7 protein-coding genes and 2 tRNA genes are annotated in these 16,184 nt (G+C 37.6%); 8 read left to right on the top strand and 1 reads right to left on the bottom strand.

Translation table 11 applies throughout. The features are described 5' to 3' along the window. Positions 1–283 precede the first annotated feature (283 nt). The 7 genes from prfA (at position 284) to QZ136_RS07300 (ending at position 10,090) form a co-directional block, all read left to right on the top strand. On the top strand, positions 284–1,357 hold the full coding sequence (prfA, locus tag QZ136_RS07325) for a peptide chain release factor 1 (protein WP_291401966.1): 1,074 nt from the start codon (positions 284–286) through the stop codon (positions 1,355–1,357). 165 nt (positions 1,358–1,522) lie between these two features. Further along, positions 1,523–1,598, top strand: a tRNA-Lys gene (locus QZ136_RS07320). 65 nt (positions 1,599–1,663) lie between these two features. After that, positions 1,664–1,737 (top strand) — tRNA-Asp (locus tag QZ136_RS07315). Between the two features lie 100 nt (positions 1,738–1,837). Further along, positions 1,838–2,125, top strand: coding sequence for a GIY-YIG nuclease family protein (locus QZ136_RS13450; protein ID WP_363245000.1), 288 nt, complete (start codon positions 1,838–1,840; stop codon positions 2,123–2,125). A gap of 395 nt (positions 2,126–2,520) precedes the next feature. Next, complete coding sequence (locus QZ136_RS07310) at positions 2,521–4,392, top strand: CocE/NonD family hydrolase (RefSeq protein WP_291401964.1); 1,872 nt, start codon at positions 2,521–2,523, stop codon at positions 4,390–4,392. Positions 4,393–4,784: 392 nt separating this feature from the next. Further along, positions 4,785–9,404 carry a T9SS type A sorting domain-containing protein gene (locus QZ136_RS07305; RefSeq protein ID WP_291401961.1) on the top strand — a complete coding sequence of 1,540 codons (4,620 nt, stop codon included), beginning with the start codon at positions 4,785–4,787 and terminating at the stop codon, positions 9,402–9,404. Beyond that, a complete protein-coding gene (locus tag QZ136_RS07300) occupies positions 9,401–10,090 on the top strand; it encodes a hypothetical protein (protein WP_291401959.1) in 690 nt (229 codons plus the stop codon). The genes QZ136_RS07305 and QZ136_RS07300 overlap by 4 nt, the downstream gene beginning before the upstream one ends. Positions 10,091–10,495: 405 nt before the next feature. Here QZ136_RS07300 and QZ136_RS07295 read toward each other — a convergent pair whose 3' ends face one another. Next, positions 10,496–11,671: a helix-turn-helix domain-containing protein gene (locus tag QZ136_RS07295; protein ID WP_291401957.1), complete on the bottom strand. Its 1,176-nt coding sequence runs from the start codon at positions 11,669–11,671 to the stop codon at positions 10,496–10,498. Positions 11,672–12,543: 872 nt separating this feature from the next. On the opposite strand from QZ136_RS07295, the gene QZ136_RS07290 reads away from it, so the two are divergent. Beyond that, positions 12,544–16,184, top strand: a 3,641-nt coding sequence (locus QZ136_RS07290) for an invasin domain 3-containing protein (RefSeq protein ID WP_291401955.1), incomplete at its 3' end; no start/stop codon positions are given.

The raw sequence follows: 16,184 nt of genomic DNA, 5'->3' as shown, positions 1-16,184 counted from the left end.
GAAGTCGATTATTTAATATCAAACCCCTCTCCACCCAGCCTGATAACTGACAACTGACAACGGACAACTGAGATATGAGACCCAAGTACTATTCAAGCTCAAATATTCTCCACCCAGCCTGACAACTGACAACTATCAACTACCAACTAATTAGAGCCTTCTAATTGATACTCATACCTGATTACGTATAATCTTCCATTATTATCCAAAAAAGCCGTATTTTTGTATGCCCAAAAAAAAGCCATAGTTATAAGCTTTAAAAGAGGCTATTTCAATCAAATTTATGTTACAGAAACTAGAATATATTAAAGAACGCTGGCAAGAAGTGGAGCGCGAGTTAAGCAATCCGGCAACGATGAGCGACATGAAGCGTTTTGCCCAGTTAAATAAGGAATATAAAGACCTCACCAAGATTGTTGATGAGTATAAGATATACAGCAATGTAATCAGCAATATTGAGGCAAATAAGGAATTGCTTGCTAATGAGAAGGATGATGAGTTGCGTGAGATGGCGAAGATGGAGCTTGATGAACTTATTCCGCAGCAGGAGCAGTTGGAAGAGAAGATTCGTGTGATGTTGATACCACAAGACCCAGAAGATGGGAAGAATGCCATTGTGGAGATCCGAGGCGGTACTGGAGGAGATGAGGCGGCACTTTTTGCTGGCGATTTATACCGCATGTACACCCGTTTTTGCGAGCGTAAGGGCTGGCGTATGGAGGTTGTTGATGTTACAGAAGGGACTGCCGGTGGTTATAAAGAAGTTGTATTTAATGTGAATGGTGAGGATGCTTATGGGCAGTTGAAGTATGAGTCGGGAGTGCATCGTGTACAACGTGTACCAGATACGGAGACTGCCGGTAGGGTACATACATCAGCTGCTTCGGTAGTTGTATTGCCTGAGGCGGATGAGTTTGATGTTCAGATCAGCATGAATGATGTGCGTAAGGACTTATTTTGTTCATCTGGACCTGGTGGTCAGTCGGTAAATACGACCTACTCAGCGGTACGTTTAACGCACTTACCAACTGGAATTGTGGCACAATGTCAGGATCAGAAATCACAATTAAAGAATTTTGATAAGGCATTTGCGGTATTGAGGAGTAGAGTTTACGAGTTGGAGCATGCTAAGATGCTGGAGGAGACTTCTAAGAAGCGTAAGACGATGGTTGCTACTGGCGATCGTTCGGCTAAGATTCGTACCTATAATTATCCTCAGGGAAGAGTTACGGAACATAGAATTGGCTTAACAATTTATAATCTTCCGAATGTGATGAATGGAGATGTTCAAGAGATTATTGATCAATTACAGCTGGCGGAGAACGCTGAAAAGATGAAAGAGGGTTCAATTGCTTAATTTTTTGAGCTTTTTTTTCGACTTTTTTAGAATGTTATTAATTGAAAAAGAGAGTGTTACGGAGATAATGAAAATTAAGATTTTTATTATTTGCACTATATAGGTTATTCCCGTATATTTGCCTCACTTTTAAGAAAAACGGTTAAATGTTTATCAAAAGAGGATGATTCCGTAGCTCAGCTGGTAGAGCATTACACTTTTAATGTAGTGGTCCTGGGTTCGAATCCCAGCGGGATCACCAGAAATAAATGTTATCTTTACTGTGAAAACAGTATTAACCCTTCGGGGAGATAAATCTAGTCAAACGGACCGGTAGTTCAGTTGGTTAGAATGCCGCCCTGTCACGGCGGAGGTCGCGGGTTCGAGTCCCGTCCGGTCCGCAATAAAGCCCCCAAACGTAAAGTTCTGGGGGTTTTTTGCTTTTAAAAATTATGTAAAATATTCCCTGTATTTGCATTTTAAATTTTTAAATATCTGAAAATGGCATTTTATGTTTATATCATTAAGTCTTTAATAGATCAGAGTTATTATAAAGGTTTTACGGAAGACCCAATAATTCGCCTGAAAAGGCATAATAAAGGTGAATCTACATACACTAGAAATAAGATGCCCTGGCAGCTGGTTTATGTGCAATGTTTTGAAAGTAAAAGGGAGGCATTAATAAGGGAAAAGCATTTGAAAAAATATAGTCATATACAGATAGAACAATTGATTCAGTCTAGTTTGAATAAACTATGTGAGTTCACATTATTCGATTCATCAGGTTAGAATGGCGCCCTGTCATCCCCAACTGTGTTGGGGACGGGTTCGTTCCCGTCCGGTCCGCAATAAAGCCCATAAACGTAAAGTTCTGGGGGTTTTTTGCTTTAAAAAATTATGTAAAATATTCCCAGCATTTGCATTTTAAATTTTTAAATAATCCCTTAAGCGTAATTTTAGGGGCTTTTTGCATTTTGGGGCGTATTTGGATGAAATTTATGGAATGTAAGAGGAGTCTGGAGACTCCTGACATTGAATAATCCGTAGAGACCGCTACGCTAAACTCTAACGGACAGTGGTAATGATGTAAACAACTATTTTATTCGAAAAAATCTTACATTTAAAAAAAGAAACTCTTTACAAAAAAAACGGACCAATTTTTCACAACATACAAAACCGAAAACATGAAAAAACATTTATTAATTCTTTTTTTATTGCCCTTGGCTTTATTTGGGCAAACAGGGACAATCACTTTAGAAAAATTAAAGGAAATTGCCATTGTAGATCAGAAAGTTATGATGCCTATGAGGGATGGTATCAGGCTGGCAACAGATATTTACAGACCTAAAAATGCAGGTAAATATCCGGTTATACTTTCAAAAACTCCTTATAATTTCAATCAGTGGATTGATGGGAAGGAAATGATTAGGCAATACGAGGCAGCTTATGATGCGGTAAAAAAGGGATATGTTTATATAGTACAGAATGAAAGAGGACGCTTTTTTTCAGAAGGCGTGTGGGATATCTTAGGTACCCCCACTACAGATGGCTATGATGCGTTTACATGGATTTCATCTCAAGAATGGTCTAATAAAAAAATAGGTACCATCGGTTGTTCCTCCACTGCAGAATGGCAAATGGCGGTGGCATCTCTTGATCATCCAGCGCATTTTGCACTTATTCCCCAAGGTTTTGGAGCAGGGGTAGGAAGAATCGGCAATTTGTACGAACAAGGGAACTGGTTTAGAGGCGGTGCTCAGCAAATGCTATTTACCTCGTGGCTTTATGGCGTTCAAAATGATCGTGTTAGGCCAATGTTTCCTGCAGATATCACACAAGAAGAATTAATTAGAGTTTCAAGAAATTTTGATTTAGCTCCAGAAAGCCCTAAAGTAGATTGGGGACTTGCCCTTAAACACCTGCCAGTTCAAGATATTATTAAGAATGTAGATGGACCAATAGGCATTTATGAGGATATGATTCGCAGAAAACCTAATGATCCAAAGTGGTATCAAGGTGGTCTTTTTCATGACAATATGCCTTTTAATAAACCATCTTATTGGTTTGTTTCTTGGTATGATGTAGCATCAACACCTAACATCGCTTTATTTAATCTTTTGAGAGATAAATCAAAGTTTCCGAAAGCAGCAGATAATCAATATCTCGTTATCGCACCTACTTTGCATTGTTCTTTCAAGAGAGCTACAGAAAATACCATTGTTGGCGAAAGAAGTGTGGGAGATGCCAGACTTGATTATGATGCCTTGACTTATAGCTGGTTTGATTACTGGTTAAAATCTGAAGAAAATGGAATAAAAAGCAAGATGCCTAGAGTTCAATATTATACTATGGGCTCTAATAAATGGCAACAGAGTGAAACTTGGCCCCCAATGGATGCAAAAGCTACTACTTACTATTTAAGTAGTGCTGGTAAAGCAAATACAAAAAATGGAAATGGCAGCCTGGTTTTGTCGCCGCCAAAAACGGATCAAGCTGATGAGTTTGTTTATGATCCATTGAATCCTGTTCCTTCATTTGGAGGAAATGTTTGTTGTATAGGAAATGCCATTCAAGGCGGTTCTTTTGACCAACAAACCATGGAATTAAGAGAAGATATATTGGTGTATTCCACTCCTGTTTTAACAGAAGATGTTGAAATCAGCGGATTTATTGAATCTGTGCTTTATATTTCATCTGATGCGAAAGACACCGATTTTACTTTAAAATTGATTGATGTTTATCCAGATGGGAAAGCTTATAATCTTGATGAAACGATACAGCGAGTAAGATACAGAGAAGGTTATGAAAAAGAGGTTTTTATGGAGAAGGATAAAGTGTATGAAGTGAAACTTTCTGCTCTTTCAACCAGTAATTTTTTTCCTAAAGGGCATCAGATTAGAATAGAAATTTCAAGTAGTAATTTCCCGCGTTTTGAAAGAAACCTAAATACTGGAGGAAATAATTTTGATGAAAGCAAAGGTGTTATCGCCAAAAATAAAGTTCATCATAGCTCAAAATATCCTTCAAGGATTATTTTACCAATGATTAAAAAGTGAGTGTTATAAAAATCTTGTCCCGAATATTTTTTCGGGACAAGATTTTTTGATCAACTATTAGCTTAATGATTTTAATAGTAATCTGAATATCTCACTGTCCCACTCACGGTAGTATTTAGCGCAGCGCTTTCTAATATTATTCAATGACAAGTGTCTCCATGCTCATTAAAATCCCTCTTCTTGAGGCTAAACTGTACAAAAGGGGGCTAAAAAAAACCTTCTTTTTACCCATACATTCAATGATGAAATGAGCTAATAGAACAACAAGGCTTAGTTTTATTAGCATGCCGATTTGTTTATCATGTACTGTTCTTGTATCTTTAATTTATTCTATCTATGTTAAAAATGTTTATCCACAAATTATTATTTGTAGGATTTTAAAAAATCAAGTCGTGAAATTAAAATATTTTATTGTCATTGCCTTTTTGTTTTCCAGCCTATCATCAAGTTTCGCCCAGACAATTGCTTCCGGTTATTATCACAACCTCTCCATTCACCAAGATGGATCACTTTGGTCATGGGGTTATAATCGCTATGGCCAATTAGGAGATGGGACTACAAGTCCACGTACTACTCCTGCACGGATTGGGAATGCGAATGATTGGAAAACTATTGCAGCTGGTTATTTGCACAGTGTGGCCATTAAATCTGATGGTAGTTTATGGACTTGGGGAGCCAATGGTTACGGACAATTGGGAGATGGGAGTGCTGCCAATTCTAAAAGCCCTAAACGTATTGGTAATGCTACAGATTGGAAAATGGTTGGTGGAGGGTATAATCATACCTTAGCTATTAAAAATGATGGGAGTTTATGGGCCTGGGGACTTAATAATTTCGGACAATTAGGAGATGGAACATTTGTCAATAAGAGTATTCCTACTCGTATTGGAAATGCGACTGATTGGAAATTAATTTCTGTTGGAGGGAATTATACGGTAGCTATTAAAAATGACGGGAGCTTATGGGCCTGGGGCTATAATCTAGAAGGCGAATTAGGTGATGCTACATTAACTAATAAAAATATTCCTACTCAAATTGGTACGGGAACGGACTGGAAAGTGATTAAGGCTGGCGTAGCACATACCTTAGCTATTAAAAATGATGGGAGTTTATGGTCTTGGGGATTTAACGTTTCCGGACAATTAGGAGATGGGGGATTTAGTATCAGAAATACACCTGCCAGAATTGGTGCAGATACAGATTGGCAATCGATAAGTTCAGGCTATGCTCATACATTAGCAATTAAAAATAACGGGAGTTTATGGGCCTGGGGCGATAATAACGATGGCCAATTAGGTAATGGGACGACTGTCGATGAAACCATTCCTACCCGGATTGGGACTGCCAATAACTGGGCGCTTGTCGATGGTGGTTTCTATCATACTTTAACCATGAAAAACAATGGTGATCTCTGGACATGGGGCTATAATGTAGATGGTCAATTGGGCAATAATAGTTCTTCTAATAAAGGATTGCCCTTGAAGGTTGACAATAATGACTGGCGAATATCTGTTGGAGGTTATAATCATACAGTAGCTATTAAAAATGATGGGAGTTTATGGGCTTGGGGACTTAACACTTCCGGTCAATTAGGAGATGGGACTTTAGTCAACAAAACTACCCCTGCTAATATTGGTACAGATACGGATTGGAAAATGCTTAGTGCAGGGTCTACTCATACGTTAGCTATTAAAAATAATGGCAGTTTATGGTCTTGGGGACTTAACAATCTCGGACAATTAGGAATTGGGACAAACAATAACAGGAGTTCTCCTGCAAGAATTGGGACAGACACGGATTGGCGATCGGTTAGTACAGGAACTACTCATACGGTAGCTATTAAAAATGATGGGAGTTTATGGGCTTGGGGAGCCAATGATGTAGGACAATTAGGAGATGGAACATTCAATTACAGTTATATCCCTATCAGAATTGGTATAGACTCGGATTGGCAAATTGTTAGTTTAGGGGCTTCTTTTACAATAGCTATTAAAAATGATGGGAGTTTATGGGCTTGGGGACTTAACACTTCCGGACAATTAGGAGATGGGACATATATTAACAAGAATGTTCCTTTCAAAATCGGTACAGATAAGGATTGGCAAATGGTTAGTGCTGGCCTTGATCATACATTAGCTATTAAAAATGATGGAAGTTTATGGGCTTGGGGAATATATAAAGGTAGCGAAAAGAGCGATGGCAGTAATGCTCCTATCAAAATTGGTACAGACACCGATTGGCAAATGATTAGTGGAGGATATAGTCATTTAGCAGCTATTAAAAAGGATGGTAGCTTATGGGCTTGGGGATTTAACCATCTCGGACAATTAGGAGATGGAACATACAATGACAATTGGGAGCCTACCAGAATTGGTACAGACTCGGATTGGCAAATGGTTAGTTTAGGTGTTGGTCATACAGTAGCTACTAAAAGTGATGGAAGTCTATGGAATTGGGGACTTAACACTTATGGTCAATTAGGAAATGGCTTTGAACGTATTAATCCTCAACCACTTGATATTGATTTCAATTTAATTTACACTACTCCTACACCTACCGGAGAAGCGTCGCAACCGATATGTTCACCACTAGCTACTATCTCTTCTCTGCAAGCTACTGGCACTTCCATCAAATGGTATGATGTTGCATCTGGAGGTTTACCACTTGCCCCTTCAATACCTTTAGTTATTAATAAAACGTATTATGCTTCTCAGACAATAAATGGTTTAGAAAGTAAGTCTCGCTTGATTGTAATGGTTACTTTTTCTTTACCTACGGCTACGATTACTGCCGGTGGTCCTACTAGTTTTTGTTTAGGCGACAAGGTAACCCTAACGGCAAATGCAGGTAGTAGTTATCTGTGGTCAACAGGTGCCACTACTCAAAGTATAGAAGTAAATACAGCTGGTGACTATACGGTAAGTGTTACCAATGCCAACGGTTGTTCGGCCACTAGCACAGCCACCACGGTAACGGTGAATCCTTTACCTGCGGCTACGATTACTGCCGGTGGTCCTATTAGTTTTTGTTTAGGCGACAAGGTGACCCTAACGGCAAGTGCAGGAAGTAGTTATCTCTGGTCAACAGGTGCCACTACTCAAAGTATAGAAGTAAATTCAGCTGGTAACTATACGGTAAGTGTTACCAGTGCAAATGGTTGTATTGCCACTAGCACAGCCACCACGGTAACGGTGAATCCTTTACCTACGGCTACGATTACTGCCGGTGGTCCTACTAGTTTTTGTTTAGGCGACAAGGTAACCCTATCGGCAAGTGCAGGAAGTAGTTATCTCTGGTCAACAGGCGCCACTACTCAAAGTATAGAGGTAAATTCAGCTGGTAACTATACGGTAAGTGTTACCAATGCAAACGGTTGTTCGGCCACTAGCACAGCCACCACGGTAACGGTGAATCCTTTACCTACGGCCACGATTACAGCTTCTGGTTCAACAGCATTATGTATAGGCGACAAAGTAATCCTAACCTCGAGCGAAGGCAGCAGTTATTTATGGAGTACCGGAGCTACTACAAGAAGTATTGAGGTAAGCACAGCCGGCAATTACACGGTAAGGGTAAGCAATGCTAACGGATGTTCAGCCACCAGCACCGCCACAACAGTAACGGTAAACTCTTTACCTAGCTCCACAATTACGGCTTCGGGTGCAACTACGTTTTGCCAGGGCGACAAGGTAACTCTAACTTCGAGCGAAGGCAGCAGTTATTTATGGAGCACTGGAGCAACCACAAGAAGCATTGAGGTAAGCACATCTGGCAATTACTCGGTAAGGGTAAGCAATGCCAATGGTTGTAGTGTCACTTCCACCGCCACTATGGTAAGGGTGAATTCTTTGCCTATAGCTACGATTACTGCTGGTGGACCGACTAGTTTTTGTTTAGGCGACAAGGTAACTCTAACAGCTAGTTCAGGTAGTAGTTATCTATGGTCAACAGGTGCCACTACCCAAAGTATAGAAGCAAGTACTAGCGGTAGCTATACGGTAAGGGTGACCAATTCCAACGGATGTTCGGCCACCAGTGCCGCTACTACGCTTACAGTTAATAACTACCCGGCAGCTACGATTACTGCAGGTGGACCAACCACAATCACCCAAACAGGGAATGTGGTATTAAGTGCCAATACAGGAAGTAGCCTCAATTACCAGTGGATTAGAAACGGAGTAGAAATTAACGCTGCCACAGCCAGCAGCTACACGGCTACCACCGGTGGCAGCTATACCGTTAAAGTAAGCAATGCAGCGGGCTGCGAAACTCTCTCTTCGGCCATGGTTATTAAGTCGGTCTTAGTATTACCCGCTAATAACTATCAAATAAACATTCAAGGTGAGACCTGCCGCGCGAGTGATAATGGCAAAATTGCTATTTCAGCGGTTCAGAACTTGAATTATACAGCTACTTTAAGCAAGTCTGGTCAGGTTGTAAAAACGGTTAATTTTAACACGAATGCCGATTTAACAGGCTTAGCATCAGGTAATTATACTTTATGCTTAACGGTAGCGGGTCAAACAGAATATAAACAATGTTTTGATTTAACCATTACTGAGCCATTGGATCTGTCGGTGTATTCGAAAGTTAATCCCACAAATAATACCATTGATTTATTGATGTCGGGTGGTGATGCCTATTATATTACTATAAATGGAGAAAAATATACGAGTTATACCTCAAAAATGAGCTTGGGATTAAAAGCGGGTCTAAATAAAATTACGGTGAACTCATCGCAAATATGCCAAGGTTTATATACAGAAGAAATATATGTGGATGAAAAGATACAAGCTTATCCCAATCCTTTCAATAGCTCGCTTAACTTAAAGATTCAAAATCAGGAGAATAAAGAGCTTTTAGTGAGGGTGGTTGATCGATATGGTTTATCGGTTTATGAAGGGAAACACTTGGTAATAAACAATTTGGTGACCCTTGATTTGAGCAAATTGGACAATGACTATTACTTTATAGTTATTGGAAAGCAAACATTTAAAGTAATTAAGCAATGAGAAGAATAGTATTTATACTAATCGTTTTAACAGTTATTAGTGCATGTGGTGGTAAAAAGCAGGCCCCTATTCCAGAACCATCAGCAGCGATATTAAGTGCTCCATTGAATAATGAGGCATGTGTCACTGGGGTGGTCTTATCAGATACAGAGAGTAAGATTAAATTGGTTTGGACTGCTGCAGCCAATACGGAAAGTTTTGAAGTAACAATTACCAATCTACTTACAAAAGCTGAACAAACGCAAAGCGCCACATCTACGAGTGCAGAAATAACCTTGAATCGTAATACTCCTTATTCTTGGTTTGTTACTTCTAAATCAAGTAAAACTGCTGCGACAGCTAAAAGTACAATTTGGAAGTTTTATAATCCTGGCTTGGGCGCGTCAAGCTTCCCGCCATACCCAGCAGAAATAGTTAGTCCGACGATGGGCCAATCAGTGATTCCCAATGCAGGAAAAATCTCCTTCCAATGGAAAGGTTCAGATGCAGATAATGATCTTGTAAACTATGATGTTTATTTAGGCACAAGTTCTAATAATGTAACATTGATTAAAACTCAGCATACAAGCACAAGCTTGGCAGATGTATCTGTGAATGCCAACACGACCTATTATTGGAAAGTAATCACGTATGATTCGAAGGGGAACACTTCCGACTCGGGACTGTTTGAGTTTAAGACAAATTGATAATTTGTCATATTGAATGAATCCTCTCCTCAGAGAATAAATGGTAGAGTTTATACATCCTCAAAAAGATGCTGCTGCCTAACAAATCTTGATGAGAAACTAAACTAAAGAGTTTGGATTAATAAAGGTGACAATAATTCGAAAATCCAAAATGTTTTAAATTTATAAAAATCAGCACCGTTAAATCGGTTTTAAATTCTCTTAAATACATTTAAAAATAGATTTTACTGTTAAGCTAGGCAAGGGAAACAAAACGATTTGTTAATAAAAAAAAGAAGTGTAGAGTAAGTATGAAATATTTAACACACTCATTTTTTAAATAATAGAAATGCATAGTTCTGCATTTATTTTTTTCCTTTCTGTTATTTCTGTTTCGTTCAATTGACAGGCGCGGTCTTACGCTTCTTATTTATTTTCTAGGTATTCTGATGGAGTTACTCCTGTAATGGCTTTAAATGAAGAATAAAAATTAGATCTAGTAACAAATCCAGCTTTTATTCCTATACCATCAATAGAAAGCGTTTCGGTAAGGCCTTTATCTAAGAGTTCTTTAGCGTGGTTTACCTTAAATTCGGTTCTGACGGTACTAAATTTCTTTTTTAATAAATGATTAAAGCAGTAAGCAACATGGTGCTGTGGTACATTAAAAATCACTGCAATGTGGCTCATTGAAAAATCAGGATCTACAAAAGGTTTTTCTCTTTCTAAATAGTCAAAGATCTCAGTCGAAAGTAATAGGAATGGATCTACATCTTTTACTATGTCCTTCCTTTTTCTTGTTTTTCCAGATGAGTTTATTTGAAGATTTACCTTATCAATCGAAATGGGCATTCCATACAATATTTGTGGAAAAAGAAACAAGGTTAGAGGTAACATAAAAAAGATAATTCCAACTCCGAAGTGTATAGGCATAGCGCTGAGGAGTACTTTGCTTATACCTTGTTGCAATAAGTTTAATGTGAGCACTATAAAACCCGCAGCTGTTGTGCAGGCTACGATACTTAGCCACAAAATCCATTTTTTTATAAAAATATACTGTTGTTGAGGAATGTGGTCTAGAATTTCCTTTTTAGGATTAAATTTTAGCAATTGAATAAAAATTACTGAGCCATAGACTAATAAAAGAATTGGCCTTGCCATATAACCAACAATAGGCGGATAAATCCAATTTACTTTAATGTTGACGATTAATTCGAGGTTTTGAATAATTAGTGAAGCAATTTTTTCTTTTTCACTGAAAGGCACAATTAAATAGGGAGCAATGGCTACCAGATTGATAAAAGCCGGAATAAAATGCAAGAAGTCTGTCCAATGATTGAAAGCTTTTTTGTCTGTCAGCGATGCTTTTGTATAGAAATACAGGAGCGGTCCAGGTAAAAGGTATAGAGGCGCAAAATGGTTGTAAAAAATAGCTAGCCAAAAAGTTGATTGAGCATATAAAGTAAAATGATGTGTTAATCCATAACATGCAAAGGCTGTAAAAAATAAAGCCAAATAGCCAACATTCTTATTTACTTTCCAATTGAAAGCAAAAAGTATAATTGAGAGTATAATTGTTAATAAAGACGAGTAAAAAAGCATGTTAATTTTTAAATTAAGTATTACAACTTATTAATGTCAACACTTTTTTTCTAATAATTGGTTCATTTTTTTAAGCTGGTATTATTTCAAAATTATAGGTAAAATAATGCGATATATTTGGTGCCTAAATTCATAGAAATTGAGCATGCGATACATTGATTTTATCCCATTATTTTAAATTTGTTAAATTTTAACAAATTATAATTGTGATAAATTAATTTCTAAAACAATACCATTTATATCCAAATTTCAGTTATTTATTTGGATTTTATTTAATCTCCTGAAAATTTAATCAGTGATTATACTATTGTTTAATCTATTTAAAAATTCAATCTCCAATTTAAATTATTTCTTGATTTTTCTCCTCTAATTCCATTAACGAAAGAATAATAATGCAGATCTACAAAACATCTGGAATCAGTAGGATGCCAAGGGATTGACCTTATAAAAATTTTTATAGGAATTTCATGAATAAATGAAATAGTTATTGGGCTAAGCTAGACGTATGAGATGGGTTTATTTAAGATTAAAACAACTGTCTCATGAATAGAATTGATCAATCCAATCATAAGATTGCTTTTTATTCCCCAATTTGAAAAAAATCCTCTCAATTCGAAGCGACAATAAAAACCAGGTTTATTAAACTGCGAACATTTTGAAATAACCAATTTGGGTTATCGCCTTAGTCGAATAGTTGGCCAAATTGTTTTAATCAAATAAATCTAATTGGTCCTATTTTTTAAAAAACAGGACTGATTTGGCGGCGGAAAACCAATTTAAGGGTTTTTAATTCCCAAAATTTGCCTTTTGAAAATATTTTAATTTCTGTAAGCTTTTTAAGAATTTTTATTTAACCAATTTAACACAAAACAATGTTTTTTAGAAAATTAAAACTAGTCTTCATTTTATTTATAGGATTTTTTATTAAAAGTCTAGTAGTAAATGCTCAGTGTGATCCTAATCAGAAATATGATAAGATTGTTAGTGGTTATCATCAATCTATTGCCCTAAAACAGAGTGGTATCTTTTCAGTTTGGGGTCAAGACCTTAGTTCATCAGGGACTGGCGATATTTTATCTCCAATTGATCTTATCTCATCTAATTACTCTGCATTGACGGGAACAGTTTTAAAAGTAAGTATCGGTGGTGAAGGTGGAACTGGGAGAGAGCAGGCTATAGCGTTGACGACTGATGGATTATTTGCTTGGGGTACTGAAGGAAAAGTGTTATCTAATGCATTAACTACAAGTGCCGCATTTCAGAAAATTCAAACCCCAACTAATGGAGATGCCTCAACGAAATTACCTACGGGAGTTAGCCCGTCAGATGTAAGTATGATTCAAGCTTCAAATCAAACCTTGGCTATTTTGACTAATTCTGGTAATGTTTGGATGCTAACACAGGCATCACTTGCATTGGAAGGTAATGGAGGTTCAGTCTCAACTTCTGGTAGTTCATCATGGAAAAAAGTGAAAACATCTTCTACAACTGATCTAACAAATGTTATCGCTATTAGGGGCCAGGTAAGCAGTGTTTCTTTGAATGCTTTTGCGGCTTTAACTTCAAGTGGTGATTTGTATACTTGGGGATCTAGTGTTTACTTGGGTAATAATACTGCGTCTACAAGCGCTAGCTATGCTACATTAATGACACTCCCTGTTGAATTTACGTCTTCAAATGTTCCTAAAATGATTGGTGTAACAGGAGGTTTCAAGACGAGTTCAACACTCAAAAACACCTATTATATATTAAGTAGTAATGGAAGTCTTTATGCCTTAGGGGATAATTCTAAACGTCAATGTGGTGATTTCACAACCTCAGAAAGGAGAACTTGGGTGAATTCGAAGATCAATAGTTCTACAAATTTTAATAATGTTAATACTATTAGTGTTCAAGAACATGATGCTTCTTTCCCAGGCATTTCAGCAATTACTTTCACTGGCGACTTATACACTTGGGGTGAAAATGATGGTTTAATGCTTGGTAGACAAACCGAAGGTGCTGATTATGACCCAGGTTTGCCAGGAGGATTTGTTTCAGGTACAGACAAGGCAATTTTTGCTGAACTTGGTGGGCATACATTAGTTTATATTAAAGAAGGAAGTTCGCAATTCTGTTATGTTGGACATAAAGTGGCAGGTAGCATGGGTGATGGATCTAGTACAGATACCAACATCAATACTTTTGATTGTAGCAATACACCTAATCTAGAAATTTGCGGTTCTGTTCCAGTGGTGGCCAGCACTGCTAATTCTACAATATCAGCAAATCCTACGTCTATTACTGCAGATGGTAATAGCACATCTACTATAACTATACAACTAAAAGATGCCAGTGGAAATAATCTTACTACAAGTGGTGGTGTCGTTGTGGTAACTACATCTCAAGGTAGTTTAGGTCAGGTAGTTGATAATAATAATGGTACTTACACTGTTTTGTTAACAAGCTCATCTAATACAGGTACGGCAACTATTAATTTTAAAATTAATGGTAATAATGCGACTAACAGTACTACGGTAGCATTTTCTCAAGCACCTAATTGTTCGCCAAACGTATTATTTAAATTATCACCACCAAATGTTAGCACCTCTGCTATTCAAGGTCAAGTTGGTACTAAAACAGAAAATTTTAATTCATTTGCTGACGAAGTTGTTCCTGCAAGTGGTGCCTATGCTATTGGAAATTTTGTTAAAACAGGCACAGCATTAAGAACTAGTCATAAAACAGACGCAATTTATGGAGCGCCATTGCCTAATTCTACAACCTCGTCAAGGTATCTAGGGGTTTTTTCTGGTAATGTTGTAAATGTTACTCTAACCGAACCTTCCAAATATTTAGGTTTCTGGTGGGCAGGAGGCGACGCAGAAAATCAAGTTACTATATTTGGAACTTGTGGTGGGAACGAGATTCAATTAGCCCAATTCACAACTAGTGCAGTAACTTCCTTACTTAGTAATCCAACAATAACTGCAATAGATGGAAATGTTTACAATTCTGTAGACTATATAAGGGGTACGCCATTTGCCTACATTAACTTACAGTTAGATAATCCTAGTATTAGTTTTACTCGTTTGGAATTTACTCAGAGAAGCGGTGAAGGCGGTTTTGAAGTAGATAATATTACTACTGGAACTGGTTATGGAGCGGCTTCAAATACAACTCCATCAGCACCAACCATTACTTCAATTAGTCCGACTGAAACCAGTTTAACTGTGAATTTTACTGCCCCTACTTCTGATGGAGGATCTCCAATCACTAATTATGAATATACCACAGATGGAGGAACCACTTGGACAGCTTTTTCACCAACAGTAACAAGTTCTCCTGTAACTATAACAGGATTAGTAAGTGGAACTAACTACCCAGTTAAACTAAGAGCAGTCAATGCAATTGGCTCAGGTGCGCCATCCAATACTCTTACTGCTGCTACTGTTTCTACATTAGACTCAGATGGAGACGGTATAACTGATGTTAATGATCCAGATGACGATGGTGACGGGATAATAGACGGTTTAGAGCAAGATTGTTCTGCCAGTACAGGAGTAAGTGAATCTCTAAATCCAAGTCCTTTTTATTTTGTACAATGGAATTCTTTTGCAAACGGTGTTTTGAGTGGAGTTATCAACGTTCCAGGTGAGACGATTAATGTGACAGTAACGAACTCTAGTAATTCTATTTTGCTTCAAAATGACGATCCTTTTGGAGGTACTTCAGATTGGGCTCCTCTGCCTTCTGGAAATGCTAGCCTAAGTACATTTAGAAGTTTAACATTAGGAGAACATAAATTTGTTTTTGATAAACCAGTTAACAATCCACGCTTCTTTATAAACTCTTTAAATAAGACTTTAGATTTATCATTGCCAGGAAAAATATTGAAATCTAACGGAAACTTTGCTGGTGCTCCGGTAGGTACAACAACTCAGGTTTTGGTAGGTAATGAGGGTACAGGTACAATTTCTTTTGCAGGTAATATTACTCAAATCTCCTTTACTGGTCGTGAATCTGAATTATATTGCAATTTCTCATTAGGAATTTCTGGTTTGTCAGATTTTAGCACCTGTTTAGATATAGATACTGACCTCGATGGTACACCTGATAGATTAGATTTAGATAGCGATGGGGATGGTGTAACTGATGCTCAGGAAATTATAGATGGGACTAGTCCAACAGACTTATGTTCTTTTGTATTGATTAATCAAACACTTCCTCCAACTGCAACATGGGAAACTACGGATTGCGATAATGATGGTTTTGATAATAAAACAGAAGTTGATCGCGGGTCGGATCCTCTAGTGGCAAATGCTGCTCCAACAAATATTTTATTAAGTCCGAGCACTATTAACGAAAACGTTGCAGCTAATGCTACCATTGGTGCCTTTAGCACAAGTGATTTGGATGTAGGCAATACCTTCACTTATACTTTAGTAAGTGGCACAGGTGCTACAGACAATGGTGCGGTTAATATTAGTGGTAGTAATTTACGTATCACAGCTAGTCCAGATTTTGAGACTAA

This window comes from Daejeonella sp. (assembly GCF_017495225.1).
Taxonomy (GTDB): Bacteria; Bacteroidota; Bacteroidia; order Sphingobacteriales; family Sphingobacteriaceae; genus Daejeonella.
This window is presented reverse-complemented; position numbering and strand designations above follow the sequence as displayed.